26 protein-coding genes are annotated in these 23,591 nt (G+C 61.2%); 17 read left to right on the top strand and 9 right to left on the bottom strand.

Annotation, left to right across the window (positions count from 1 at the left end; all coding sequences use genetic code 11):
• The first annotated feature begins 49 nt into the window (after positions 1-49).
• The gene (locus tag JBE38_RS26395; RefSeq protein ID WP_090366000.1) at positions 50-385 is read left to right on the top strand and encodes a transcriptional regulator; all 336 of its coding nucleotides are present in this window, start codon (positions 50-52) and stop codon (positions 383-385) included.
• Positions 386-457: 72 nt separating this feature from the next.
• Positions 458-1,348 (top strand): pseudouridine synthase, encoded by an 891-nt coding sequence (locus JBE38_RS26390; protein WP_205345485.1) that lies wholly within the window; start codon positions 458-460, stop codon positions 1,346-1,348.
• 56 nt (positions 1,349-1,404) lie between these two features.
• Here the strand turns inward: JBE38_RS26390 and JBE38_RS26385 are convergent, their stop codons facing one another.
• Entirely contained in the window at positions 1,405-1,626 is a 222-nt protein-coding gene (locus JBE38_RS26385) for a YgdI/YgdR family lipoprotein (RefSeq protein ID WP_060753290.1), read from the bottom strand.
• Between the two features lie 79 nt (positions 1,627-1,705).
• Positions 1,706-2,308: a molybdenum cofactor guanylyltransferase MobA gene (gene mobA, locus JBE38_RS26380; protein WP_205345505.1), complete on the bottom strand. Its 603-nt coding sequence runs from the start codon at positions 2,306-2,308 to the stop codon at positions 1,706-1,708.
• Positions 2,309-2,384: 76 nt separating this feature from the next.
• Here mobA and moaB point away from each other — a divergent pair, with 76 nt between their 5' ends.
• Together moaB and JBE38_RS26370 are read left to right on the top strand one after the other, a co-directional pair.
• On the top strand, positions 2,385-2,924 hold the full coding sequence (gene moaB / locus JBE38_RS26375) for a molybdenum cofactor biosynthesis protein B (protein ID WP_010211803.1): 540 nt from the start codon (positions 2,385-2,387) through the stop codon (positions 2,922-2,924).
• Positions 2,908-4,134 (top strand): molybdopterin-binding protein, encoded by a 1,227-nt coding sequence (locus tag JBE38_RS26370; protein ID WP_205345484.1) that lies wholly within the window; start codon positions 2,908-2,910, stop codon positions 4,132-4,134. Before moaB ends, JBE38_RS26370 begins: the two co-directional genes overlap by 17 nt.
• A gap of 326 nt (positions 4,135-4,460) precedes the next feature.
• Here JBE38_RS26370 and JBE38_RS26365 read toward each other — a convergent pair whose 3' ends face one another.
• A complete protein-coding gene (locus JBE38_RS26365) occupies positions 4,461-4,790 on the bottom strand; it encodes an EscU/YscU/HrcU family type III secretion system export apparatus switch protein (protein ID WP_060753292.1) in 330 nt (109 codons plus the stop codon).
• On the bottom strand, positions 4,787-6,361 hold the full coding sequence (fliK, locus tag JBE38_RS26360) for a flagellar hook-length control protein FliK (RefSeq protein ID WP_205345483.1): 1,575 nt from the start codon (positions 6,359-6,361) through the stop codon (positions 4,787-4,789). The genes JBE38_RS26365 and fliK overlap by 4 nt, the downstream gene beginning before the upstream one ends.
• Before the next feature lie 200 nt (positions 6,362-6,561).
• On the opposite strand from fliK, the gene ccmA reads away from it, so the two are divergent.
• From ccmA to JBE38_RS26310, 10 genes are all read left to right on the top strand, one after another.
• Positions 6,562-7,197, top strand: coding sequence for a cytochrome c biogenesis heme-transporting ATPase CcmA (gene ccmA / locus JBE38_RS26355; RefSeq protein WP_205345482.1), 636 nt, complete (start codon positions 6,562-6,564; stop codon positions 7,195-7,197).
• Positions 7,194-7,862, top strand: a complete 669-nt coding sequence (gene ccmB / locus JBE38_RS26350) for a heme exporter protein CcmB (RefSeq protein WP_205345481.1) — start codon at positions 7,194-7,196, stop codon at positions 7,860-7,862. The genes ccmA and ccmB overlap by 4 nt, the downstream gene beginning before the upstream one ends.
• Before the next feature lie 88 nt (positions 7,863-7,950).
• Positions 7,951-8,706: a heme ABC transporter permease gene (ccmC, locus tag JBE38_RS26345; protein ID WP_060753295.1), complete on the top strand. Its 756-nt coding sequence runs from the start codon at positions 7,951-7,953 to the stop codon at positions 8,704-8,706.
• Positions 8,703-8,879 (top strand): heme exporter protein CcmD, encoded by a 177-nt coding sequence (gene ccmD, locus JBE38_RS26340; RefSeq protein ID WP_060753296.1) that lies wholly within the window; start codon positions 8,703-8,705, stop codon positions 8,877-8,879. The genes ccmC and ccmD overlap by 4 nt, the downstream gene beginning before the upstream one ends.
• Positions 8,876-9,343: a cytochrome c maturation protein CcmE gene (ccmE, locus tag JBE38_RS26335; protein ID WP_090365989.1), complete on the top strand. Its 468-nt coding sequence runs from the start codon at positions 8,876-8,878 to the stop codon at positions 9,341-9,343. The genes ccmD and ccmE overlap by 4 nt, the downstream gene beginning before the upstream one ends.
• A gap of 3 nt (positions 9,344-9,346) precedes the next feature.
• On the top strand, positions 9,347-11,335 hold the full coding sequence (locus JBE38_RS26330; RefSeq protein ID WP_205345480.1) for a heme lyase CcmF/NrfE family subunit: 1,989 nt from the start codon (positions 9,347-9,349) through the stop codon (positions 11,333-11,335).
• Complete coding sequence (locus JBE38_RS26325) at positions 11,332-11,868, top strand: DsbE family thiol:disulfide interchange protein (protein WP_205345479.1); 537 nt, start codon at positions 11,332-11,334, stop codon at positions 11,866-11,868. The genes JBE38_RS26330 and JBE38_RS26325 overlap by 4 nt, the downstream gene beginning before the upstream one ends.
• Positions 11,865-12,338, top strand: a complete 474-nt coding sequence (locus JBE38_RS26320; RefSeq protein ID WP_090365984.1) for a cytochrome c-type biogenesis protein — start codon at positions 11,865-11,867, stop codon at positions 12,336-12,338. The genes JBE38_RS26325 and JBE38_RS26320 overlap by 4 nt, the downstream gene beginning before the upstream one ends.
• Positions 12,331-13,515 carry a c-type cytochrome biogenesis protein CcmI gene (gene ccmI / locus JBE38_RS26315; protein ID WP_090365982.1) on the top strand — a complete coding sequence of 395 codons (1,185 nt, stop codon included), beginning with the start codon at positions 12,331-12,333 and terminating at the stop codon, positions 13,513-13,515. Before JBE38_RS26320 ends, ccmI begins: the two co-directional genes overlap by 8 nt.
• 14 nt (positions 13,516-13,529) lie before the next feature.
• Positions 13,530-13,925: a hypothetical protein gene (locus tag JBE38_RS26310; RefSeq protein WP_060753302.1), complete on the top strand. Its 396-nt coding sequence runs from the start codon at positions 13,530-13,532 to the stop codon at positions 13,923-13,925.
• Positions 13,926-14,019: 94 nt separating this feature from the next.
• Here the strand turns inward: JBE38_RS26310 and JBE38_RS26305 are convergent, their stop codons facing one another.
• Positions 14,020-15,537 carry an MFS transporter gene (locus tag JBE38_RS26305; RefSeq protein ID WP_060754542.1) on the bottom strand — a complete coding sequence of 506 codons (1,518 nt, stop codon included), beginning with the start codon at positions 15,535-15,537 and terminating at the stop codon, positions 14,020-14,022.
• Between the two features lie 570 nt (positions 15,538-16,107).
• Here JBE38_RS26305 and phnN point away from each other — a divergent pair.
• The gene (gene phnN / locus JBE38_RS26300; RefSeq protein ID WP_126870631.1) at positions 16,108-16,680 is read left to right on the top strand and encodes a phosphonate metabolism protein/1,5-bisphosphokinase (PRPP-forming) PhnN; all 573 of its coding nucleotides are present in this window, start codon (positions 16,108-16,110) and stop codon (positions 16,678-16,680) included.
• A gap of 350 nt (positions 16,681-17,030) precedes the next feature.
• The gene (locus JBE38_RS26295; protein WP_205345478.1) at positions 17,031-18,569 is read left to right on the top strand and encodes a M10 family metallopeptidase C-terminal domain-containing protein; all 1,539 of its coding nucleotides are present in this window, start codon (positions 17,031-17,033) and stop codon (positions 18,567-18,569) included.
• Positions 18,570-18,622: 53 nt separating this feature from the next.
• Here the strand turns inward: JBE38_RS26295 and JBE38_RS26290 are convergent, their stop codons facing one another.
• On the bottom strand, positions 18,623-19,819 hold the full coding sequence (locus JBE38_RS26290; protein ID WP_090365979.1) for an MFS transporter: 1,197 nt from the start codon (positions 19,817-19,819) through the stop codon (positions 18,623-18,625).
• Positions 19,820-19,994: 175 nt separating this feature from the next.
• Between JBE38_RS26290 and JBE38_RS26285 the strand changes: the two genes are divergently transcribed.
• Positions 19,995-20,609, top strand: a complete 615-nt coding sequence (locus JBE38_RS26285; protein ID WP_060754539.1) for a DUF5666 domain-containing protein — start codon at positions 19,995-19,997, stop codon at positions 20,607-20,609.
• A gap of 136 nt (positions 20,610-20,745) precedes the next feature.
• Here JBE38_RS26285 and JBE38_RS26280 read toward each other — a convergent pair whose 3' ends face one another.
• The 3 genes from JBE38_RS26280 to JBE38_RS26270 all read right to left on the bottom strand — a co-directional run bounded on the left by JBE38_RS26280 (position 20,746) and on the right by JBE38_RS26270 (position 23,576).
• A complete protein-coding gene (locus JBE38_RS26280) occupies positions 20,746-21,750 on the bottom strand; it encodes a sulfate ABC transporter substrate-binding protein (protein WP_205345477.1) in 1,005 nt (334 codons plus the stop codon).
• 97 nt (positions 21,751-21,847) lie between these two features.
• Positions 21,848-22,669: an ion transporter gene (locus JBE38_RS26275; RefSeq protein ID WP_090365976.1), complete on the bottom strand. Its 822-nt coding sequence runs from the start codon at positions 22,667-22,669 to the stop codon at positions 21,848-21,850.
• Between the two features lie 31 nt (positions 22,670-22,700).
• The gene (locus JBE38_RS26270) at positions 22,701-23,576 is read right to left on the bottom strand and encodes an urea transporter (protein WP_205345476.1); all 876 of its coding nucleotides are present in this window, start codon (positions 23,574-23,576) and stop codon (positions 22,701-22,703) included.
• Positions 23,577-23,591 lie beyond the last annotated feature (15 nt).

Genomic DNA, 23,591 nt, shown 5'->3' with positions numbered 1-23,591 from the left:
ATATTAAGTTACTGTATGTTTGTACAGCGATTGAATAGAGGGAACGCCCGTGGTGAATGTTGAACAATTGAAAAGCAGCGTCAATCGCATGTCCGCCGACGTCGTGCGTGATGCGGTGAACGAGCTGCGCCTCGACGGCCTGGTCACGGAAGGCAAGACGCCGTTTAACAAAGTGCATTTCAACACCTGCTTTGCCGAGATCGAGGCGTTGTTCCAGCGCGCCGGTTATCACAAGCAGCTGGATGTGGTGGGTTACCAGGGGTTGTTGTACGCGCTGTACGATCCCGGCCGTTGGGATGCGGTCGATGTGCTGCGCTGGCTCAAGGAGTTCACCGAGGCCGCGAGTGCCTCGCCCATCCTGCGAACCCAATTGGCCAAAGCTTGAGATCGACCCTAGGCTCAATCCCGCTCCTTGCGGGATAATACCGCTGTGTTTTTCCAGGTTTCGAGCCTCTTCATGTCCACTTCCGGTTTTTCCGCGTCTCAGCATCAAGCCAGCACTCTGTATCTGCCTCCGGGGTCTTGGGCGACGGTGCTCGATTGCCTGTGCGAACACTTCCCGGCCATCAGTCGCGAGCATTGGCTGGACCGTATTGCGCGGGGGCGAGTGCTGGATCTCAATGGCCAGCCGATCAGCCAGGGCCTGGCTTACAAGGAGGGCCTGTGCATCTACTACTTCCGGGAAGTGCCCAATGAGAAGGTCATTGCGGTGCAGGAAACCATCCTGTATGCCGACGAGCACCTGGTGGTGGCTGACAAACCGCATTTCCTGCCGGTGACGCCGGCCGGTGAGTACGTCGAACAGACCTTGCTGCGGCGCCTGATCCGCCGCCTGGACAACCCCTCGCTGGTGCCCCTGCATCGTATCGACCGCCACACGGCGGGGCTGGTGTTGTTCTCGGCCAACCCACAAAGCCGTTCGGCCTATCAACAACTGTTTCCCACGCGGCGTATCGACAAATTCTACGAAGCCATCGCGCCAGCATTGCCCAACCTGACCTTCCCCCTGGTGCATAAAAGCCGCCTGGTGGATGGCGAACCGTTCTTTCGCATGCAGGAGGGGCCCGGTGCCAGCAACACTGAAACGGCGGTTGAGGTCCGGGAAAGGCACGGCGATCTGTGGCGATATGGCCTGTTTCCCGTGACCGGCAAGAAGCACCAGTTGCGCGTGCACATGACCGCGCTCGGTGCGAGTATCTGCAACGATCCGTTCTACCCGGATGTGATCAAGGACGCCGTGGATGACTACGCCAACCCGCTCAAGTTGTTGGCCCAGGGCGTGCGTTTTATTGACCCGATCACCGGCCTGGAGCGCAGTTTCCGCAGCCGGATCACCCTCGACTGGTGACCCCCGGAAACGACAAGGCCCGCACGAAGCGGGCCTTGGGCGGCAAGCGTTAAGACTTACAGGTCTTTAACGGTGCGAACCTGATCTTTGTTGATACGGGTTTCCTTGCCATCAAGCTGTTTGAACTCGTAGAAGCCCGATGCCTTGTCGTAAGTCGGGGTGTCGACGGCCTGGATTTCGCGACCGTCATTCAGGGTGATCACTGTTGGCGAGGCGCAACCGGCGAGGGTAGCCAGGCCCAGTGCAAGCATGAGAGCGGCGATGGTCCGTTGAGTCATGAGATTGTCTCCGAGAAAATACTTTTGAATGACTGAGCTTGTGACGCGCAGGGCGTCGTCAAAGTTCCTTGTTCGCCCATCATTCTGACACGCCAGTCCCAGGGTGCAACAGTTCGGGTGTATTAAGGTTGGCCAGGCGCGGGTCATTGTCCGGGCATTCCAGTGCGACGCCACCCAGTTGCAGCAGGATCTTGCGCGGGCTGCGTTCGCCTGCGGCCCAGGCACATTCCACTGGGTTTTTAAGGGCGGTGGGGATGATGCACAGCAAGGGTTCCCAGAACTCGCCTTGTCGGACCATGACCGGCACGGTGGGATGGCTGCGCGATGTCTCCCGCAGGTCGGCGAGCAATCGTGCATCAATGTTCGGCACATCACACGGCAGGATCAGCAGGTGCTGATGACGTGCGGCGAGCAAGCCTGCACGGATGCCGGCCAGCGGGCCGGGGAAGTCCTGGCTGTCGTCGCTCACCAGTTGGTCGGCATAGGGCGCGTAGAGGTCATGGTTGCGGTTGCACGAGATGATCAGGTCATCTGTCAGCGGCCTGGTCAGCTCCTGCAAGTGCGCGATCAACGGCCGGCCGCGCCATTGCAGCAAGCCTTTATCCTGGCCGCCCATGCGTTGGCCGCGGCCACCGGCCAGCAGCAGGATCGAACAGGGCAGGGGTGAATCATCGAGGGACATGGCGGTTTCGCTGCGGCAGGTCAATAAGGCCCTGTGATATAACATCGGGCTGTTCCTTCGACAACCGGACCGAGCCATGAAAGCCAAGGCTGATGCGCCCTTCGTACCCCTGAACATCGCTGTATTGACCGTCAGTGACACCCGCACCCTGGACACCGACACCTCGGGCCAGGTCTTCGTCGATCGCCTGACCGCCGCTGGCCACCACCTGGCCGAGCGCGTGTTGCTCAAGGATGACCTCTATAAAATCCGCGCCCAAGTGGCCCACTGGATCGCTGAAGACGTCGTGCAGGTGGTGCTGATTACCGGCGGCACCGGTTTCACCGGCCGTGACAGCACGCCCGAAGCGGTGAGTTGCCTGCTGGACAAGCAGGTCGACGGTTTCGGCGAGCTGTTCCGCCAGATATCCGTGGCGGATATCGGCACCTCCACCGTGCAGTCCCGCGCCCTGGCCGGCCTGGCCAACGGCACGCTGGTGTGCTGCCTGCCGGGCTCCACCAACGCCGTGCGCACGGGCTGGGACGGTATCCTCGCCGAGCAGTTGGACAACCGTCACCGTCCGTGCAATTTCGTGCCTCATTTGAAGCAGGCCGAGCCCTGTGAATCCCGTGGATAAGCCCGGCAAGACCGGCGCCCTGATGCCGGTGGAAGAAGCGCTGCAGCGCCTGCTGGACATGGCCGAAGCCACGCCGATCCGCGAGCAGGACGTGTTGCCCCTGGCTGACCTCGATGGGCGCGTGCTGGCGCAAGACCTGATCTCCACCCTCGACCTGCCGCCATGGCCCAACAGCGCCATGGACGGTTATGCCCTGCGCCTGTCGGACTGGAAGGGTGAGCCGCTGCCGGTCAGCCAGCGCATCTTCGCCGGCCGGGCGCCGCAGCCATTGGCCGCCGGGACGTGCGCACGAATCTTTACCGGCGCGCCGGTGCCCGAAGGCGCTGATTGTGTAGAAATGCAGGAAAATGCCGTGCTTCACGCCGACGAGCGTGTGAGCTTCAGCGAGCCGTTGCAGGCGGGCCAGAACATCCGCCCACGCGGCCAGGAAACCACGGTCGGTGAGCGGGTGTTGACCGCCGGCACGCGCCTGGGCCCGATCGAACTGGGCCTGGCCGCCTCCCTTGGCCGTGACCGCCTGAGCGTGGTGCGCCGGGTGCGGGTGGCGGTGTTGTCCACCGGCGATGAGTTGATCGAGCCTGGCCTGCCGCTGGGGCCTGGCCAGATCTACAACAGCAATCGCCGCGTACTGTGCAGTTGGCTTGCGCGTATGGGGTGCGAAGTGATCGATGGCGGAATCCTGCCGGATGATCTGGAACAGACCCGTGCGCGTCTGGCAGGGCTAGGTAATGTCGACCTGATCCTGTCCACTGGCGGTGTGTCGGTGGGCGAAGCGGACTTCCTTGGCATCGCCTTGCGCGAAGAGGGCGAACTAGCCTTGTGGAAGTTGGCGATCAAACCGGGCAAACCGCTGACGTTCGGTCACTTTCGCGGTGTGCCGGTGATTGGTTTGCCGGGTAACCCGGCTTCGACCCTGGTGACATTCGCCTTGCTGGCGCGCCCGTATCTACTGCGCCGCCAGGGCGTACACGAAGTGACGCCGCTGCGTTTCGAAGTGCCGGTGGGGTTCGTGTGGCCCAAACCGGGTAACCGCCGCGAATACCTGCGCGGGCGCATCGAACAGGGCAAGGCGATCATCTATCGCAACCAGAGCTCCGGCGTGCTGCGCAGCGCGGCGTGGGCGGAGGGGTTTGTGGAGGTATTGGAGGGCACGACGCTGGCGGTGGGTGATCGAGTCAATTTCATCCCGTTGAGTGAAGTCCTGAACTGACCTAGAGCCATCTTGTAGTGAGCGGGCTTGCCCCGCGCTGGGCTGCGAAGCGGCCCCAAACCCAGGCACCTCGGTCTTTCTGAAACACCGGGGCGGTCTTGTTGGGGCGGCTGCGCCCCCCAGCGCGGGGCTTGCTCTAATGCCCGTCAGTTAAGGATTAACGCGGTCACTGTGGGAGGGGGCTTGCTCCCGATGGACTGCGTAGCAGGCCCATTTTTGAGGCCGCTGCGCGGCCTATCGGGAGCAAGCCCCCTCCCACAATTTATTCATCGCCCGCTTTATCGCTTAACTGACTGGCATTAGGGCAAGCCCGCTCACTACGAGGGTTAATAGTCGTCGCCACGTTCTGTGACGTCTCGTTCCGGCGGCTGCGCATGGGGGTCGTAGCCCACCGGGAACTTGCCCTTGAGCGTCCAGGCAAACGCAATGATTTCGGCCACCGTGCGGTACAGCTCCTCAGGAATACTGTCGCCCAGTTCCATGCGCGCCAGCAGCTTCACCAACTCGGCGTTTTCATAGATCGGTACTTCATTCTCCTGCGCCAATTTCAGGATCGCTTCAGCCAGTGCGTCATCGCCTTTGGCCGTCAGCGTCGGGGCCTGCTGGCCGTCGTACTTGAGGGCAATCGCCTGGCGCGGCGGGTTAGCGTTCTTCATGCGGTTTCATCCACCCAGCGTTGTTCCAGCCCGGTTCGCGGCCCGCGTGGCGGGGTGCCGAGGTGGCAGTCCAGGTCACCGACGTTGAGCCCCGAGGTCACCAGACGCTCGCGCAGGCTGCCCAAATGGCTTTCGATCAGGCTGGCGGTGAAGGGCCGGCTCGCCCATAACTGGCTGGACAGTTTGCCCTGGCTGAGCTGGGCCTGGACCTGCAACGGCCCCAGCGGCTCCATGTCGAACGCCAGCTCGACGCGCCAGAGCATCTGCTTGGGGTCTTTTTTGTCTTTGCGTTCGGTTTGCTCCTTGTCCGGCGTTGGCTCTTCACGCTGGAACTTGACTTGCAACGGCACGATGTCCTGCAGGGTGCGCAGGGGGATCTCCAACTGCCAGGTGGTTTGCAGGCGGCCATCGGCGGTGGTGCCGGTCTGCTCCAGACTCGACAGCTGATGGCTCTGCAACCGCGAGATCGCCGCAGCCGCCAGGCGCAGCAGGTTTTCCAGGTCACCTTCACCTTCCAGGCGCTGCATCAGCCGGTCCGGTAACGGAAAGCCCGCGGGCGCTTGACGGGCACCGATCTGGCCAAGGGTGTTCAGCGGGTTGCGTACGAAGTTCGGCAGCACCTGGGCCAGGGTGTTGGCGGCAAGCACCGCGTTCAGGTTGGTCGGGGTGGGCAGGGCCGGCAGCAAGTCGGCGACCAGGCGCAGCAGCGCGCCCTTCATATCCAGCGGCGGTATCTGCGGGTTTTGCCCGGCCAACAATTTGGCTTCGAGAAAGGCACCGCTGTTCTGCACCAGTTGCGCCAGCACCTTGGGGTTACTGGCTTGTGCCAGGTCGGGCAGGGCCGCGAGCAAGCGGTCGGCGGCGGCGCGCAGGTCGGCGGACGTGCTGCTGGCGGGCAGGTTCTGCAACGCGGTGAACAGCACATCCAGCGAGCCCTGACGGCTTTGCTGGGTGGTGAGTTGCTGCGCGATGGCCAGTTGATCCTTGAGCCCGCTCAAGGGCACGAAATTCAGGGTTTGCGCATTCTGCACCACGGCGCTGAGCAAGCTGCCGACCCGCAGCGGCTGCGGGCTCTCCACCGTGAGAGTGGTGCCTGCCAGGGCGTTATTGAGCACGCTCACCAGCGAGCGATAGATTGCCGGCTGCGTGGCGCCCTGAGGCAACATCTGGGTAGTCAGCACCTTGGCCTGCAACAGCGTGCCTTCGGGCATTTGCGTGGTATCGATGCGGTTGAGGGCGGCGACATTGGCGCTCATGGCTTGCTGCAGGGAGAGGGTCAGGTTGCCTGTCGGCGTTTGGCTTACCGCCACGTTGCTGCCCAGTGGCAGCGGTTGCGCACTGCTGGCTTGCACCAACGTCTGGCGCCCGCCATCCAGGGTCAGCTTGAGCAGCAGTTGAAACGAGTCACCGCCTTGTTTAAGCGCGAGCACTTCGGCGTTTGCGGTTTTTCCAGGGTCGATCAGCCCCGCCTGCGGCTCCAGCAATTTGAGCAACTCACCGGTCGCCGGCAGTGGAGCAGGCCCGGGCGCCGGGGTGGGAGGCAGCGGAGGAAGGTTGATCTCACCGGTCATCGTGCGCGTCGTCTCTGGGGAAATTGCCCTCTTTAGAGTAGGGCATCACATGTATAATGCCGCCCGTCTGCAAAGAGAGCGGTAAAAACCTCACAACTATTTGATCCAGCTCTCTAAAATCGGTCGCCAAAGCCGTTATTGTGCATCTCTCTATAACGGCCGCTGCACCGCCGACTTGAACCGTAAAGGCCCGCGATCTCTTGACCAGCCCTCTTCTTGAAGCCGTAGCGCTTGCCTGTGAACGCGACCTGCGCCTGCTGTTCGAACACCTCGAACTGCGGCTGACGGGCGGCGACATGGTGCAAATCAGCGGCCCCAATGGCAGTGGCAAGACCAGTTTACTGCGCCTGCTGGCCGGCTTGATGCAGCCGACGGCCGGTGAGGTCCGTCTCAACGGCAAGCCTCTCAACGAACAACGCAGCACGCTTGCGCGCAACCTCGTGTGGATCGGCCACGCCGCCGGTATCAAAGATGTGCTCAGCGCTGAAGAAAACCTCAGCTGGCTCAGTGCCCTGCATCACCCGGCCTCCCGCGACGCCATCTGGCAGGCCTTGGCGGCGGTCGGCCTCAAGGGTTTTGAAGACGTGCCTTGCCACACCCTGTCTGCCGGCCAGCAGCGCCGTGTGGCCCTGGCGCGTTTATATCTGCCCGGCCCGCCGCTGTGGATTCTCGATGAACCCTTCACCGCCCTCGACAAACAAGGCGTCGCCCAACTCGAAGAGCACCTGGCCCGGCACTGTGAGCAGGGCGGTTTGGTCGTGCTGACCACGCACCACAGCCTGGCCCGCCTGCCGGCCGGTTATCGTGAGCTGGATTTGGCGCGGTGGTCGCTATGAGCGTGTTCGCCCTGTTGGTTGCGCGTGAAGCCCGGTTGTTGTGCCGTCGCCCAGCCGAACTGGCCAACCCGCTGGTGTTCTTCGCCATCGTGATTGCCTTGTTCCCGCTGGCCGTCGGCCCCGAGACTGAACTGTTGCAAACCTTGTCTCCGGGCCTGGTGTGGGTGGCCGCGCTTTTGTCCGTCCTGCTCTCGCTGGACGGGCTGTTTCGCAGTGATTTCGAAGACGGTTCCCTGGAACAGTGGGTCCTTTCGTCGCACCCCCTGCCACTTCTGGTACTGGCCAAGGTGCTGGCACACTGGGTTTTTTCCGGCCTGGCGCTGGTCTTGCTCTCCCCGTTGCTGGCGATGATGCTCGGGCTGCCCGTGGAGTGCCTGCCGGTATTGCTTCTATCCTTGTTGCTCGGTACGCCGGTGCTCAGCCTGTTGGGGGCGGTGGGCGCAGCGTTGACTGTCGGTTTGAAGCGGGGTGGCCTGTTGCTCGCCCTGTTGATTCTGCCTTTGTATATCCCGGTGTTGATCCTGGGCAGCGGCGCTCTGCAAGCCGCGCTCATGGGGATGCCGGCGACCGGTTACCTTCTGTGGCTAGGGAGCCTGACCGCCCTGGCGGTAACCCTGACACCCTTTGCTATAGCCGCCGGCCTGAAGATCAGCGTCGGCGAATAATGAGGTCTGGTTGAGCGCGTCATACCCTTGACCAGTAAAGACCCTGAGCGTCCCGCTACGACGGGAAGCCACCGTGATGGAAACAGCAATGAACTGGACCTGGTTTCACAAGCTCGGCTCGCCTAAATGGTTTTATGGCATCAGCGGCAAGCTGCTGCCGTGGTTGAGCATCGCCGCCCTCTTGCTGATCGGCGTCGGCCTGGTCTGGGGCCTGGCTTTCGCGCCGCCGGACTACCAGCAAGGCAACAGCTTTCGCATCATCTATATCCATGTACCCGCTGCGATGCTGGCCCAGTCCTGCTACGTGATGCTGGCGGTGTGCGGCATCGTCGGCCTGGTGTGGAAGATGAAGCTGGCGGACGTCGCCCTGCAATGTGCTGCGCCCATCGGCGCATGGATGACCGCCGTGGCGCTGGTCACGGGCGCGATCTGGGGCAAACCGACCTGGGGTTCGTGGTGGGTGTGGGATGCGCGACTAACGTCCATGTTGATCCTGCTGTTCCTGTACTTCGGTCTGATTGCGCTGGGCAATGCGATCAGCAATCGTGACAGCGCCGCCAAGGCCTGTGCGGTGCTGGCGATTGTCGGCGTGATCAACATCCCCATCATCAAGTACTCGGTCGAGTGGTGGAACACCCTGCACCAGGGCGCCACGTTCACCCTCACCGAAAAGCCGGCGATGCCCGTGGAAATGTGGGCGCCGTTGCTGCTGATGGTGCTGGGGTTCTACTGTTTCTTCGGTGCCGTGCTCTTGATGCGCATGCGTCTTGAAGTGCTCAAGCGTGAGGCCCGCGCCAGTTGGGTCAAGGCCGAAGTGCAAGCCTGCCTGGGAGCGCGTGGATGAGCTTTGCTTCTTTCAGTGATTTTCTCGCCATGGGCCACCATGGCCTGTATGTCTGGACGGCCTACGGCATCTGCCTGGCGGTGCTGGCCCTCAACGTTGCCGCGCCAGTCCTGGCCCGCAAGCGTTACCTGCAACAAGAGGCGCGTCGTCTGCGCCGGGAGACCGATAAGTGAATCCGCTGCGTAGAAAACGTCTGTTGATCATCCTTGCCATCCTGGCCGGCGTCGGCATCGCCGTGGCCCTGGCCTTGAGCGCCCTGCAGCAGAACATCAACCTGTTCTACACCCCGACCCAGATCGCCAATGGCGAAGCGCCGCAGGACACGCGTATCCGCGCCGGCGGCATGGTGGAAAAAGGCTCGCTGAAACGCTCTGCCGACTCCCTCGACGTGACCTTCGTGGTCACCGACTTCAACAAAGCCGTGACCATTACCTACCGCGGCATCCTTCCGGACCTGTTCCGCGAAGGCCAGGGCATTGTCGCCCTGGGCAAACTCAACGCCGACGGCGTGGTGGTGGCCGATGAAGTGCTGGCCAAGCACGATGAGAAATACATGCCGCCGGAAGTGACCAAAGCCTTGAAAGACAGTGGTCAATCCGCCCCAAGCGCTAATTCACAGCCTGCCAAGGAGGGATAAGTGATGACGTCCGCACTGTTTATTCCGGAGCTGGGCCAGTTGTCGATGATCCTCGCCCTGTGCTTTGCCATCGTGCAGGCCGTGGTGCCGTTGCTCGGTGCCTGGCGCGGCGATCGCCTGTGGATGAGCCTGGCGCAGCCGGCCGCCTGGGGCCAGTTTGCCTTCCTGGTGTTTGCGTTTGGCTGCCTGACCTACGCCTTCATGACCGACGATTTTTCCGTCGCCTATGTGGCCAATAACTCCAACAGCGCTCTGCCCTGGTACTACAAGTTCAGTGCCGTATGGGGCGCACATGAAGGTTCGCTGCTGCTGTGGGCATTGATCCTCGGCGGCTGGACGTTCGCCGTGTCGGTGTTCTCGCGCCAACTGCCGCAAGTGATGCTGGCCCGCGTGCTGGCGGTGATGGGCATGATCAGCGTGGGTTTCCTGCTGTTCCTGATCATGACTTCCAACCCGTTCAGCCGCATCCTGCCGCAGATCCCGGTGGACGGTCGCGACCTCAACCCACTGCTGCAGGACATCGGCCTGATCGTGCACCCGCCGATGCTCTATATGGGGTATGTCGGCTTCTCGGTGGCCTTCGCATTTGCCATCGCCGCCTTGCTCGGCGGGCGCCTCGATGCTGCCTGGGCGCGCTGGTCGCGGCCATGGACCATTGTGGCGTGGGCTTTCCTCGGGATCGGCATCACCCTCGGTTCATGGTGGGCCTACTACGAACTCGGCTGGGGCGGCTGGTGGTTCTGGGACCCGGTGGAAAACGCCTCCTTCATGCCCTGGCTGGTGGGCACTGCGCTGATTCACTCCCTGGCCGTCACTGAAAAACGCGGCGTGTTCAAAAGCTGGACCGTGCTGCTGGCGATCGCCGCATTTTCCCTCAGCCTGCTGGGTACTTTCCTCGTGCGTTCGGGCGTGCTGACTTCGGTGCATGCGTTTGCGTCCGACCCTGCGCGCGGCGTATTCATCCTGATCTTCCTGCTGTTCGTGGTCGGTGGTTCACTCACGCTGTTCGCCCTGCGCGCGCCAGTGGTCAAGAGCCAGGTGGGTTTCAACCTGTGGTCGCGCGAAACCCTGCTGCTGGGCAATAACCTGGTGTTGGTGGTGGCCGCCTCGATGATCCTGCTCGGCACGCTGTACCCGTTGGTGCTGGATGCCTTGAGCGGCGCCAAGCTGTCCGTCGGCCCGCCGTATTTCAATGCGTTGTTTATACCGCTGATGGGCCTGCTGATGGTGGTGATGGCGGTTGGCGTGCTGGTGCGCTGGAAGGACACGCCCGTCAAATGGCTGGCCGGCATGCTGATGCCGGTGCTGCTGGGCAGTGTGGTCCTGGCGGTGATCGCCGGTATTGCCTATGGCGACTTCAACTGGGCGGTGCTCGCCACCTTCCTGCTGGCGGCCTGGGTGTTGCTGGCGGGCGTGCGCGATATCTTCGACAAGACCCGCCACAAAGGTTTGATCAAGGGCTTGCCGACGCTGACCCGCAGCTACTGGGGCATGCAGATCGCCCACATCGGCATCGTCGTGTGCGCCCTGGGCGTGGTGTTGTCCAGCCAGAACAGCGCCGAGCGCGATCTGCGCCTGGCGCCGGGCGAGGCCATGGACCTGGCCGGTTACCACTTTATTTTCGAGGGCGCCAAGCACTTCGAAGGCCCGAACTTCACCTCGGATAAAGGCACCGTGCGCGTCGTGCGCAACGGCCGCGAAGTGGCTGTGCTGCACCCGGAAAAACGCTTGTACACCGTGCAGAGTTCGATGATGACTGAAGCGGGTATCGACGCTGGTTTCACCCGCGACCTCTATGTGGCGCTGGGTGAACCCCTGGGTGAGGGTGCCTGGGCGGTGCGCGTGCATGTGAAGCCGTTTGTGCGCTGGATCTGGTTTGGCGGTTTGCTCACCGGGTTCGGGGGTTTGCTTGCCGCGCTGGACCGGCGCTATCGGGTCAAGGTCAAGAGCCGGGTGCGTGAAGCCCTCGGCCTGCAGGGAGCGGCGGTATGAAGCGTTGGTTGATGGTGTTGCCGCTGGCGGCATTTCTGGTGGTGGCGGTGTTCCTGTATCGCGGCTTGTACCTGGACCCGGCCGAGCTGCCCTCGGCAATGATCGGCAAGCCGTTCCCGGCGTTCAGCTTGCCGACGGTGCAGGGCGACAAGACCCTGACCCAGGCCGACCTGCTGGGCAAGCCGGCGCTGGTCAACGTGTGGGGCACCTGGTGCATCTCCTGCCGCGTTGAACACCCGGTGCTGAACAAGCTGGCCGAGAAGGGCGTGGTGATCTACGGCATCAACTACAAGGACGACAACACGGCGGCGTTGAAGTGGCTGGCGGAGTTCCACAACCCGTATCAGCTGGATATCCGCGACGAAGACGGCAACCTCGGCCTCAACCTCGGCGTGTATGGCGCCCCGGAAACCTTCTTCATTGATGCCAAGGGCGTGATCCGCGACAAATACGTCGGCGTGATCGACGAAGTCGTGTGGCGTGAGCAACTGGCCGCCAAGTACCAGGCCCTGGTCGATGAGGCCAAGCCATGAAGCGCTGGTTGACCGCCGCTGTGCTGGCACTCGGGCTGGCAGGTGTGGCCCATGCCGCCATCGATACCTACGAGTTTGCCAATGATGCCGAGCGCGAGCGTTTCCGCGACCTGACCAAGGAACTGCGCTGCCCCAAGTGCCAGAACCAGGACATCGCCGATTCCAATGCACCGATCGCCGCCGACCTGCGTAAAGAAATTTTCCGCATGCTGGGAGAGGGCAAGGACAACCAGCAGATCATCGACTTCATGGTCGATCGCTACGGTGATTTTGTGCGTTACAAACCGGCCCTCACCGGCAAGACCGCACTGCTCTGGTTCGGCCCCGCCGGGCTGTTGCTGGCCGGTGTGGTCGTCATGGCGGTGATTGTGCGCCGCCGCCGCGCCGCGCCGATTGATGGCAGCGACGCACTGTCGCCTGAAGAGCGTAAACGTCTCGACCAATTGCTGGACACCAAGACTGATGATTGATTTCTGGCTCGCAGCCGGCTTGCTGCTTCTGATTGCCCTGAGTTTCCTGTTGATCCCTGTGTTGCGCGGCCGCCGTGCCCAGCGTGAGGAGGATCGCACCGCGTTGAACGTGGCGTTGTACCAGGAGCGTGTTGCCGAACTGCAAGTGCAGCAGGCCGAAGGCGTGCTCAATGCCGCGCAACTCGATGCCGGCCGTGCGGAGGCGGCCCGTGAATTGCTGGCTGACACCGAAGGCGCGGAAAAAACCCGTGAGTCGCGCCTGGGCAAGCCACTGCCATTACTCGCCGCGCTTCTGGTCCCGGTGCTGGGCATCAGCCTCTACCTGCACTTCGGTGCCAGCGACAAGGTCGAACTGACCCGCGAATTCTCCCAGCCGCCGGTGTCCATGGAAGACATGACCCAGCGCCTGGAGCGCGCCGCGGCGGCCCAGCCGGACTCGGCCGAAGGTCTGTACTTCCTCGGTCGCGCCTACATGGCGCAGGATCGCTCCGCCGATGCCGCGAAAGTCTTCGAGCGCACCGTGGCCCTGGCCGGTCGCCAGCCGGAACTGCTCGGCCAGTGGGCGCAGGCGCAGTACTTTGCCGACAACAAACAGTGGTCGCCCAAGGTTCAAGCCCTGACCGACGAAGCGTTGAAGCAAGATCCCAAGGAAGTCACCAGCCTGGGCCTGTTGGGTATCGCAGCCTTTGAAGGCCAGCGTTATCAGGAGGCTATCGACTACTGGAGCCGCCTGCTGGCGCAACTGCCGGCGCAAGACAACTCCCGCGCCGCGCTGCAAGGCGGGATTGACCGTGCTGCCGAAAAGCTGAAAGAAAGCGGTAGCGCCGTCGCACCCAAGGCGGTGATGAGAGTGCGTGTGGATGTGTCGCCCGAGGTGAAGGCCAAGGCCCTGCCTACCGACAGCGTGTTCATCTTCGCCCGCGCCGTCTCCGGCCCGCCGGCGCCCTTGGCGGCCAAACGCGTCACCGTAGCGGAACTGCCGATTACCGTCGAACTGGGCGACGCCGACGCGATGATGCCGCAGTTGAAACTGTCGAACTTCCCCGAAGTCCAACTGGTTGCGCGCATATCCCGGGCGGGTGTTGCCACCGCCGGTGAGTGGATCGGCCGCAGCCAACCCTTGGCCAGCAGCACCACTGCGCTGCAGCAACTGACCATCGACAGTCCGAACCCGTAATTCGAGGAAACGCCATGACCGCATTTGCACGCATCACCTTGCTCAGCCTGGTACTCGGCCTGAGCGCCTGTGCGGTCCATCGGCCCCCTCCAGCGCCCACCGGCCCGACCATCCCACCGTCAGGCCCATCGACTCAACCGAGCACCAAGCCGTCCGGCCCAGTCACTCCGGCTCCCAAACCACAGCCCAGCAAATCGCCGACGTTCGCTCCGCCACCGGGCGCCGCCAGCCACTGGGACGGCAAGATGCAGGTCTACGTGCTCGACGACCAGCCCGACACCTTCTATCGCCAGCGCACCTACTACCGCTGGAGCAACGGCTGGAGTCGTTCGATCAGCCCGAACGGCCCCTGGGAAGAAACCGATGTGCACGGCGTGCCGCCAGGGTTGAGCAAGCAATACGCGCAATGACAAAAGGCGACCTTCGGGTCGCCTTTTTCATGGGGTTGAAATCCACTTTGCCGGTCACTGCTGGGCAAATGTGGGAGTACTTCTGGTTCCGACTCTATGCCGCTGTCTGACGAGCCTTCAGCGTACACCTAGCGACGACGATGGCCAGCACCGCCAAACTGAAGGTGGTCCAGGCCATCAGGTGAGCACCTCCCTCAAATGCCCGCGTGGCACTGTTCATCAATTCACTGGCCTGATCTCCCACCAATGTGGCTGATACCGCATGAGCGCCTGCCAATGTCTCGCTTGCCAGGCTCATCTGCATAGGCGTCAGGAAGTCGGGTAATTGCAATGTGCCGCGGTAATAGGCGGTGACAAGGCCTCCGAGCAGGGTGGTGCCGAGCACTACCCCGACTTCATAGGCGGTTTCGCTGATGGCTGATGCTGCTCCGGCTTTGGTGGGTGGGACGGCCGACAGAATCACGTCGTTGGAGACAGTAGCGATTGCACCGACGCCAATGTTCAGCAATGCAAACGCCGCCACAATCACCGTCAAACTACTGCCCAGGCCTGCAACCAACAAAAATGCGCCGGCAGTAAAGGCCAGCAGGATGGGAATCAGGACATTGACCGATACTCGCTGCGCGACCGGGACTATCAGGATGCCCACCGCAATTGCCATGATCTGACCCGGAATCAGCGCGATACTGGCGCTGAGGGGGGACATTTGCAGAACGATTTGCAGGAATTGAGTGGAGAAAAATACAAAACCTATCAGGAAAGCCAAGCTCATCAGATTAATCGTCACCGACCCGCTGAACGTCTTGTTGCGAAACAGGCCCAGGTCCATCAACGGCGTCGACAGGTGCAATTGGCGGCGTACGAATTGCCAACCGATAACCACTGCAACGCCGAAGGCCACCAGCGCGGACACATCCAGACCATCGCTGGCGATATGCTTGATGCTGTACACCAGAGCACTGAGTGCCACGATGGATTGCACAGTACTGATGGCGTCCATAGGCCCGGAAGCATCGGGCTCCGACTCAGGCAACAGCCAGGGGCCGAGCACTAATAAGGGCACCAGCACCGGTACCGCCAGTAGAAAAATCGATCCCCAGGCAAAGAACTCGAGCAGAACGCCACCAACCAAAGGTCCAAGCGCAGAACCGACCGTCAACGTTGTCGCCCAGATAGCCACGGCCATGCGCCGCTCTTCCCGGTCTTCGAAGAGTGACCGAATCAACGCCAATGTCGAAGGCATCAACATGGCACCGAAGATCCCCATACAGGCACGTCCCACGATCAGTTGGGAGGCAGTGTGAGAGTAAGCTGTCATGACTGAAACGACGGTAAACCCCAGTGACCCGATCAACAGCAGTTTTCGATGGCCTTTGCGATCACCCAGGCTACCCATGGTAATGAGCAATCCTGCCAATACCAGTGAATAGGCATCAATCATCCATAACTGCTGGCTGGCGCTAGGGTGTAACGCCTCAGCGATTTTTGGCAGTGCGAAGCCCAAGACCGTGTTATCCACGGTCACCAGCAAGACCGGTAGCATCAATATCGCTAGAGCCAACCACCGCCGAGACTGGGTTTGTCGTTTTACTTCATCAGCCGCTAAAGACATCACCGGCTCCTTCTACACATTGTGAATTGCCAAGCGTTCAGTCCAAGCAGGCGGGCCAGAGAGGCTGCGTCTACTGCAATTACGTCGAACTCCATGTTCCATATCCCTAATTGACTGGCGGTTATAAGAAGAAAAGCGTTCCCATGTTGGAACGTGACGAGCTTTGTATAATTTGTATTGAGGTGCGACCATCGAGTATTTGTTTCTTCTTGTATCGCTGTTATAAATTCACAAGTCTGACAACAGACGCCGCGAGTTTAGGGGAAACGTATTTATCTGTAGCCTCTAACGGCGGTCACCGGATTTTTTCATGTCTGATAGATACAAGCAGCGAACAATACAGAACAAAATGCTTGGGTTTCTTCGGGTTCGCATTCGCCCCCTAAAAGCGTACTAGCGACTTGGCTATCAGCACTGAACATGATCATGCCGATGGGCGCACCGAACTGGGTGCGCGGCGGATCGCACTCGGGTAATGTGGCCGCCGCCGGCCTGGCGGCCGGGGGATTGCTGGGTATACTTTCCAGCGACTACCAGGCCAGTCTGGCGACAAGCGAAGAGGGTGTTTTGATGGCGGGCAGGTTGATCTATCTCATCGGGCCGTCGGGTTCGGGCAAGGACAGCCTGCTGGAGGCCGCACGCCCACGTTTGGTTGAGCGCGGCTGCCGCATTGTGCGCCGCGTGATCACGCGTTCGGCGGAGGCGGTGGGCGAGGCGGCGCAGGGCGTGAGCCCGCAGCAGTTTGCCGCGATGCAGGACGAGGGGGCGTTTGCCCTGAGTTGGCAGGCCAATGGGCTGTCTTATGGTATCCCCAGGGACATCGACGTCTGGCTGGCGGCGGGGGAGGATGTGCTGGTCAATGGCTCCCGAGCGCATCTGGCGCAGACGCGTGAGCGCTATCCGACCTCGTTGGTGTTGCTGCTGACCGTGGATCAAGCGGTGTTGCGTGAACGCCTGATTGCACGCGGGCGTGAGTCGCTGGCGGACATTGAAGAGCGCCTGGCGCGCAACGCGCGGTTCACCGCCGAGCTGATTGCCGGCAATGGCGCGGGATTATTCGTGCTGGATAACTCCGGCCCCCTGGAGCATACCGTCGAGCGCCTGCTGTGCTGCCTGGATCACGGGGACGCGGCATGTGCCTGACGTCCGCGTTCATTGCGTAATGTAGGCGTCAAACGTGTTGAAAGTGAGACAGGGGTAACGAGAGTGTTCCACTCGTTACCGGTGTGTTTGGGTGGGTTTCTTGATGTTTTCACCTCAATAGATTGCTCGCTTGTTGCGAAGTATTTTTTCTTTATAAAACAGCTTGTTGACGGTTTGTAATAGAACAGTCAAGGCAGCTTGTTGTTCGGCGGTTTTCAGGCAGTGGTCTTGCAATAAAGTCTGGGTGGCTGGCGCTTTTTATCTATGGGACTTTTATCGGGCTGGCGAAGGATTGGTCAGCATCGAAAATTCATTATGGATTGTGCTCAACGCCCAAGAGTATTTATGGCATGAAGATCCCTGTCAGACATCCTTTCCTGTCACGCCCCGATTCTTTGCCGTCCGAACCACCGTGCTCGAATAAAATTGATGGTTTAAAGTGGGTCGGTACACAGCGCTCCTTTAATACGGATCAAGCGGAAAAACATATAACACGCGAAGGTTGCAAGTTTTACGATCGCAACGGCGATAACAAAATAGTTGTCGGTTTTAACCTGGTTGGCAGTTTTAGCGAGCCGCAGAAAGTGCGTATCAGGGAAGCCTTGCAATACTGGGCGGATGTTACAAACATCAACTTTGTTGAAAATGGCTCGAACACCGATGGCCATATCACGGTCAATGGCGTGGCGGGTTCCTGGTCTGGTCACGCGTATATGCCTAACCAGTCTCAAGCGCGGGTCACCGCGAATATAGGCACCGGGGGCGGCGAGGGTAAGCCGGCGATAGGCTGTGCGTTCCTGGGTTTGGCGATCCATGAACTGGGACATACCCTGGGGCTCAGCCATCCGGGCGACTACGACGGCCTGGGCCACAGCTACAGCAGTTCTGCGGCCTACAAACAGGACACCAAAGCGCGCAGTGTCATGAGTTACTGGGCGGAAACCAACCAACCCGGGCACAACTTCGCCAACCAAAGCCCCTGTGCGCCCATGATGGATGATATTGCGGCGGTTCAAAGGCTTTATGGAAAGAACACCAAGACCCGAGATACCGATACCACGTATGGCTTCAACTCCAACGCCGGTCGTGAGGTTTATAGCCTCAAGCGTGCAACTGAAAAGCCGGTCTTCACGGTCTGGGACGGCGCGGGCAACGATACGCTGGATTTTTCCGGGTTTGCCCATAACCAGAACATCAACCTCGATGCCGAGGCGTTCTCGGATGTGGGTGGGCTGCGGGGAAACGTCTCCATTGCCAAAGGGGTGGTTATCGAAAATGCCATCGGCGGATACGGTGACGATACGTTGAAGGGGAACGACGGCGACAATCGCCTCAAAGGTGGCAGGGGCAGCGATAAGCTGCGTGGGGGCGCCGGATCGGATACGTTCATTTATGAGCGCATCAGCGATTCGACCCCACAGAAACCTGACTTTATTCAAGACTTCTCCAGTGGTATCGATAAGATCGATGTTTCGGGAGTGATCTACGAGGCACGTCTCAAGGGGCTGAACTTCACCGATCAATTCAGCGGCAGGCCTGGCGACGCTGTGCTTGGCTATGACGCGCAGACAGGTCGTTCGACATTGTCGGTGGATACGACAGGGGACCGCCGGGCCAGCCTGCTGATCACCAGCCAAGGTCAAATCAAGCAGACGGACGTGATCTGGAGCGGCCAGGCGCCAACTGAGGTACTGACTGCGCCCCCGGCAGTGGCGCCACCGCCAGAGCCGATACCAGAACCCGAGCCAGAACCAGAACCAGAACCTGCGCCCCAGCCACGCCGCATTCGCCGACCCCTTATCAACACAAGAACGATCAGACGAATTATCAATACCGTGTTGGCACCCATCACAAGGTTTGTGAGGCGCATTTTTTCGTGGTTCAGGTAAGCGTCAGTCCTACCTGAACGTAAGGGGATTACGAGCCATGTTCCTTAGGGCACTTACGCAGCCACCGGAGTGACTTGACGCGCTGCACTCAGGAACCGCAACAACGCCACCAGCGGGAAGGCACTGCCTACGAGCATCACCCCCAACCAACCGCCCTGTTCATACACGCTGCTGGCAATCGCCGAGCCGAAGGCGCCGCCGATGAAGATGCTAGTCATGTACAGCGCGTTGAGGCGGCTGCGGCTTTTGGCGTCGAGGGCGTAGATGGCGCGTTGGCCGAGGACCATGTTCATCTGCACGCAGAAGTCCAGGACCACGCCGGTGACGGCCAGGCCGATGACGCTGTACAGCGGGTGTACGAAGGCCGGCAGGAAGCTCAGCGCCGCGAACAACATCGCCAGCAGCGAGGCGCGGTGGGTGTGGCCGGCATCGGCCAGGCGACCGGCGATGGGCGCGGCAACAGCGCCCAGGGCGCCCACCAGGGCAAACAGCGCGATTTCGCTTTGGCTCAGGCCGTGGTTGCGCGCCAGTTCCAATGGGGCGGCGGTCCAGAACAGGCTGAAGGTGGCGAACAGGCAGGCCTGATAGAACGCGCGCTGGCGCAGCAGCGGTTGCTCACGCACCAGGGTGCCAAGGGAGCGCAACAACTGAGCATAACTGGCACTGTGGTCGGGTTGGCGCTTGGGGATGGTCAGCAGCAGCACCACGCTGATAAACGCCATCAGCGCGGCGGCGGCCATGAACATCGCTCGCCAGCCGAAATGGTCGGCCACCACACTGGACACCGGGCGTGACAGCAGGATACCAAGCAACAGGCCGCCCATGATACTACCGACCACACGTCCACGGGACTCGGCGGGCGCCAGGTGCGCGGCCAGCGGGATCAGGATCTGCACCGAGACCGAACTGAAACCGATCAGCAACGACACCAGCAGGAACAGGTTCGGCTGTTCGGTAAACGCTGCGCCCAGCAGGCTGGCGATGGCCACGACGGTCGTGGTGATCATCAGCTTGCGGTTTTCCAGCAGATCGCCCAGCGGTACGAGGAAGAACAGGCCGAGGGCGTAGCCGATCTGCGTCAGGGACACGATCAGGCTGGCCATCGCCGGGGTCAGGCCGATATCCGGTGCAATCAGCTCGATGATCGGTTGTGCGTAGTAGATGTTGGCAACGATGGCGCCGCAGCAAAACGCGAACAGCATCACCATGCTCCGGGTCATCGTGCTCGCAGTGTGGGAAGTAGCGTTCATGGTGTTCTCATAAAAGCGTAGGAAAGTGGCGCAAGCCTAAAGGCAACACCACCGCCGGGGTAGGCCGCTGGCAGTGATATCACTCATGCGCGGCATTGATGACTGAATCGTTAATTTTCTGCGCCAAGGGTGATGATACATTCAGGCACAAAGGCTGAAACAGGAAACGCTTGCGATGAAGATCACGTTGAACAAGATGCTCATGGCTTCGACCCTCGCCGCCGCCATGGCCGTGGGCTTGGCCCACGCTGCCGAGGCTCCGCGTGTCGGGGTTCGCGGCGAGATTACGGCGGTCGACGGTGACGCGCTGCAGGTCAAGGCCAACAGCGGTGAAGAGGTCACCGTCAACCTCACCCAAGCCACCCAGGTGCGCGCCGTTACGCTGGCCAGGATCGATGAAATCAAGCCCGGCAGCTATATCGGCTCGGCCGCAATGCCGAATGCCGACGGCACCCTCACGGCGCTGGAAGTGCATGTGTTTCCACCGGCCATGGCCGGCACCGGCGACGGGCATCGTGCATTTGACTTGAAGGAAGGCAGCAGCATGACCAACGGCACCGTCGGTGATCTGGTGGTCAGCAACGGGCGCACCCTGACCGTCAAATACAAGGGTGGCGAGCAGAAGATTGTAGTGCCGGAGGGTGTGCCCATCGTCAACCTGGAGCCGGGGGATCGCAGTCTGCTGAAGGCCGGGGTGAAGGTGGTGCTGTTTGCGGCGAAAGGGCCGGATGGGACTATCACCGCGCAGGCTATCTCAGCCGGCAAGGACGGCGTAACGCCGCCCATGTAACAGCCAGTCACAAAACCCAGTGTGGGAGGGGGCTTGCTCCCGATGGCAGAGTGTCAGTCAATGAATGAGTTGACTGATACACCGCTATCGGGAGCAAGCCCCCTCCCACATTTTTTACCAGGTTTATCTGAAAGGGTTATTGACCAGAGTAGATCTGGTCAAACACGCCACCATCATCGAAGTGGGTCTTCTGCACCGTGCGCCAGTCACCAAAGGTTTTTTCCACCGACAGGAAGTCGACCTTCGGGAAACGGTCGGTGTACTTGGCCAGTACCGCCGGATCACGCGGGCGCAGGTAGTTGTTCGCGGCGATTTCCTGGCCTTGCGGCGACCACAGGTATTTCAGGTAGTCCTCGGCGGCCGTGCGGGTGCCTTTCTTTTCGACCACCTTGTCGACCACCGACACGGGTGGTTCGGCTTCGGCGGAGACGCTCGGGTAGATCACTTCGAATTGATCACGCCCGAATTCACGGGCGATCATTTCCGCTTCGTTCTCAAAGGTCACCAGCACGTCGCCGATCTGGTTGGTCATGAACGTGGTGGTGGCGGCGCGGCCACCGGTATCCAGTACCGGCGCTTGTTTGAACAGCTTGCCGACAAACGCCTTGGCCTTGTTTTCGTCGCCGCCGTTCTTGAGCACATACCCCCAGGCCGACAGATAGGTATAGCGCCCGTTACCCGAGGTTTTCGGGTTGGGCACGATCACCTGCACGCCATCCTTGAGCAGGTCCGGCCAGTCTTTCAGGGCCTTGGGGTTGCCTTTGCGCACGATAAACACCGTGGCCGAGGTAAACGGTGCGCTGTTGTTCGGCAGGCGGGTGACCCAGTTGTCGGGCACCAGTTGGCCGTTGTCGACCAGGGCATTGATGTCGGTGGCCATGTTCATGGTGATCACGTCAGCCGGCAGGCCGTCGATGACCGAGCGCGCCTGTTTGCTCGACCCACCGAAGGACATCTGCAAGGTGAGTTTGTCGTTCGGGTGCTCGGCTTCCCAGTGCTTCTGGAACGCCGCGTTGTAGTCCTTGTAGAAATCACGCATCACGTCGTAGGAGACGTTGAGCAGGGTGACCGGTGCGGCTTGGACGGCACCGGCCAGGGCCAGGCCGGCGGCCAGTAGAGACGCGCTGAGGATTTTTTTCACTGCTCATTCCTTGTTGTTCGGGAGAAGAGGGGGCGGCAATTTGCCAGCGACTATAGCCGGGGGCGCATAGTCGCTTAAAGATTAAAACGAACTTTGCTTATTCCACTTTCTTAAACAGTGCATTACCGCATCGGGAGCAAAATGCGGCATTGGCTTCGTGGCTGTTTTTCTTGCACACCGGGCAATCCGTTTGCAGTTGCTCACCGCGCATGGCGTTGGCCAGTTCCGCAGTGAAGATCCCGGTCGGCACGGCGATGATCGAGTAACCGGTGATCATCACCAGCGACGAAATCACCTGGCCCAACGGGGTCTTGGGCACGATATCGCCAAAGCCGACGGTGGTCAGGGTCACGATCGCCCAGTAAATGCCCTTGGGAATACTGGTAAACCCGTGCTCCGGGCCTTCGATCACATACATCAGGGTGCCGAACACCGTGACCAGGGTGCACACGCTGACCAGGAACACCACGATCTTCTGCTTGCTGCCCCGCAGCGCCGACATCAGGTAGTTGGCCTGCTTGAGGTAGGGGCCCAGCTTGAGCACCCGGAATATACGCAACATGCGGATAATGCGGATGATCAGCAGGTATTGGGCGTCGCTGTAGTACAGCGCCAGAATGCCCGGCACGATGGCCAGCAAGTCCACCAGCCCGTAGAAGCTGAAGGCATAGCGCAACGGCTTGGGCGAGCAATACAGGCGCAGCCCGTACTCGATGGCGAAGATGATGGTGAAACCCCATTCGATATAGGCCAGCACGTCGGCATAGTTATCGTGCACCGCCTGGATACTGTCGAGGATCACGATCACCAGGCTGGCAAGGATGATCAAGAGCAGGGTGCTGTCGAAGCGTCGCCCGGCCGCGGTGTCGCTCTGAAAGACCATTACATACAGCCGTTGACGCCAGTTGTTGCTGTCCATGGAAGTCGCCTGAATCGAATATCGCGCCAGCCTAGGAGGATTCGAAGGGGCTGTCCATGCGGGTTTTCTGCAGTACCCGGCAGCTGGCGCGCACCAGCCAGCACGCGAGGATGAACGGCGCGGTCAGCGCCGGCAGGTGCAGCGCGGCAAAACCCGGTGTGAGTGCAATCGCCAGCAGGATACCGAGCAACGGCAACCAGGGGCGCCGATGGGACTGGCTCAGCGCCAGGGCCGCGAGTGCCGGGTTGTAGCTGTGCAGGCCGAGCAGGGCGCCGGTGGGGTCATCCAGCAACCAGCCGACCCACACGCCGCTGCCGGCGCCGATCAACGCCCATAACGCGGCGCTGCGGTTGGCCAGCAGCAGGCCCAGGGCAATCGATACGCCGGCCAGCGGTTGATCGAGCAACAGGACTTGCGCGAGCCCCGTAAAGGGGGCGGTGAGCAAGGCCACTGCATCGGGTTCGCTCAGGGCAACGGGGCTATCAGGCAGCGTGCCCAGCAGCAACCAGCCAAGGCCGACAAATGGCGCGGTGTAGGCGGGCAAGGCTTGCGCTTGGGTGGCATGTTGCAGCCATTGCCGTGTCAGGATCGCACTCAAGCCGCCGCACGCCAGGATCAGTGGCGGCAGTAACGCCGACCAGGCGCAGTGCTGGCTGATCAACAACCCCAGCAGCACGCCGTTATAGCTATAGAGGCCGGCCTGCCGCTCAGCCTTCGGATACCCTCGGCGCTGGGCGGTCAGCAATCCCGCCACACCGCCCAGCAGCGCCCCGCCGAACAGCGCCGGAGCGCCGATCAGAATGGCCAGCAGGCACAGCAGGCCGCATAGCGGGTGGCGTTGCAGGAAGATCTGGCTGAAACCGTTGAGCAGGGCTTCGGCCCAGTCGGGGCAGGTTGGGTTGTGCATGGTGGTCAGTCAGTT

The organism is Pseudomonas sp. ICBG1301, from assembly GCF_016918385.1.
Classification (GTDB): domain Bacteria; phylum Pseudomonadota; class Gammaproteobacteria; order Pseudomonadales; family Pseudomonadaceae; genus Aquipseudomonas; species Aquipseudomonas palleroniana.
Note: the sequence above shows the minus strand (reverse complement) of the source record. Positions and strands in the feature narration are given on the sequence as shown.

Coding starts and splice junctions, on each gene's coding strand:
- JBE38_RS26325 (WP_205345479.1), top strand. CDS start 11,332: ATGAAGCGTTGGTTGATGGTGTTGCCGCTGGCGGCATTTCTGGTGGTG.
- JBE38_RS26390 (WP_205345485.1), top strand. CDS start 458: ATGTCCACTTCCGGTTTTTCCGCGTCTCAGCATCAAGCCAGCACTCTG.
- JBE38_RS26295 (WP_205345478.1), top strand. CDS start 17,031: ATGAAGATCCCTGTCAGACATCCTTTCCTGTCACGCCCCGATTCTTTG.
- JBE38_RS26365 (WP_060753292.1), bottom strand. CDS start 4,790: ATGAAGAACGCTAACCCGCCGCGCCAGGCGATTGCCCTCAAGTACGAC.
- ccmD (WP_060753296.1), top strand. CDS start 8,703: ATGAGCTTTGCTTCTTTCAGTGATTTTCTCGCCATGGGCCACCATGGC.
- JBE38_RS26270 (WP_205345476.1), bottom strand. CDS start 23,576: ATGCACAACCCAACCTGCCCCGACTGGGCCGAAGCCCTGCTCAACGGT.
- JBE38_RS26275 (WP_090365976.1), bottom strand. CDS start 22,669: ATGGACAGCAACAACTGGCGTCAACGGCTGTATGTAATGGTCTTTCAG.
- JBE38_RS26330 (WP_205345480.1), top strand. CDS start 9,347: ATGACGTCCGCACTGTTTATTCCGGAGCTGGGCCAGTTGTCGATGATC.
- ccmC (WP_060753295.1), top strand. CDS start 7,951: ATGAACTGGACCTGGTTTCACAAGCTCGGCTCGCCTAAATGGTTTTAT.
- JBE38_RS26320 (WP_090365984.1), top strand. CDS start 11,865: ATGAAGCGCTGGTTGACCGCCGCTGTGCTGGCACTCGGGCTGGCAGGT.
- fliK (WP_205345483.1), bottom strand. CDS start 6,361: ATGACCGGTGAGATCAACCTTCCTCCGCTGCCTCCCACCCCGGCGCCC.
- moaB (WP_010211803.1), top strand. CDS start 2,385: ATGAAAGCCAAGGCTGATGCGCCCTTCGTACCCCTGAACATCGCTGTA.
- JBE38_RS26385 (WP_060753290.1), bottom strand. CDS start 1,626: ATGACTCAACGGACCATCGCCGCTCTCATGCTTGCACTGGGCCTGGCT.
- phnN (WP_126870631.1), top strand. CDS start 16,108: ATGGCGGGCAGGTTGATCTATCTCATCGGGCCGTCGGGTTCGGGCAAG.
- mobA (WP_205345505.1), bottom strand. CDS start 2,308: ATGTCCCTCGATGATTCACCCCTGCCCTGTTCGATCCTGCTGCTGGCC.
- ccmI (WP_090365982.1), top strand. CDS start 12,331: ATGATTGATTTCTGGCTCGCAGCCGGCTTGCTGCTTCTGATTGCCCTG.
- JBE38_RS26305 (WP_060754542.1), bottom strand. CDS start 15,537: ATGTCTTTAGCGGCTGATGAAGTAAAACGACAAACCCAGTCTCGGCGG.
- JBE38_RS26310 (WP_060753302.1), top strand. CDS start 13,530: ATGACCGCATTTGCACGCATCACCTTGCTCAGCCTGGTACTCGGCCTG.
- ccmB (WP_205345481.1), top strand. CDS start 7,194: ATGAGCGTGTTCGCCCTGTTGGTTGCGCGTGAAGCCCGGTTGTTGTGC.
- JBE38_RS26290 (WP_090365979.1), bottom strand. CDS start 19,819: ATGAACGCTACTTCCCACACTGCGAGCACGATGACCCGGAGCATGGTG.
- JBE38_RS26285 (WP_060754539.1), top strand. CDS start 19,995: ATGAAGATCACGTTGAACAAGATGCTCATGGCTTCGACCCTCGCCGCC.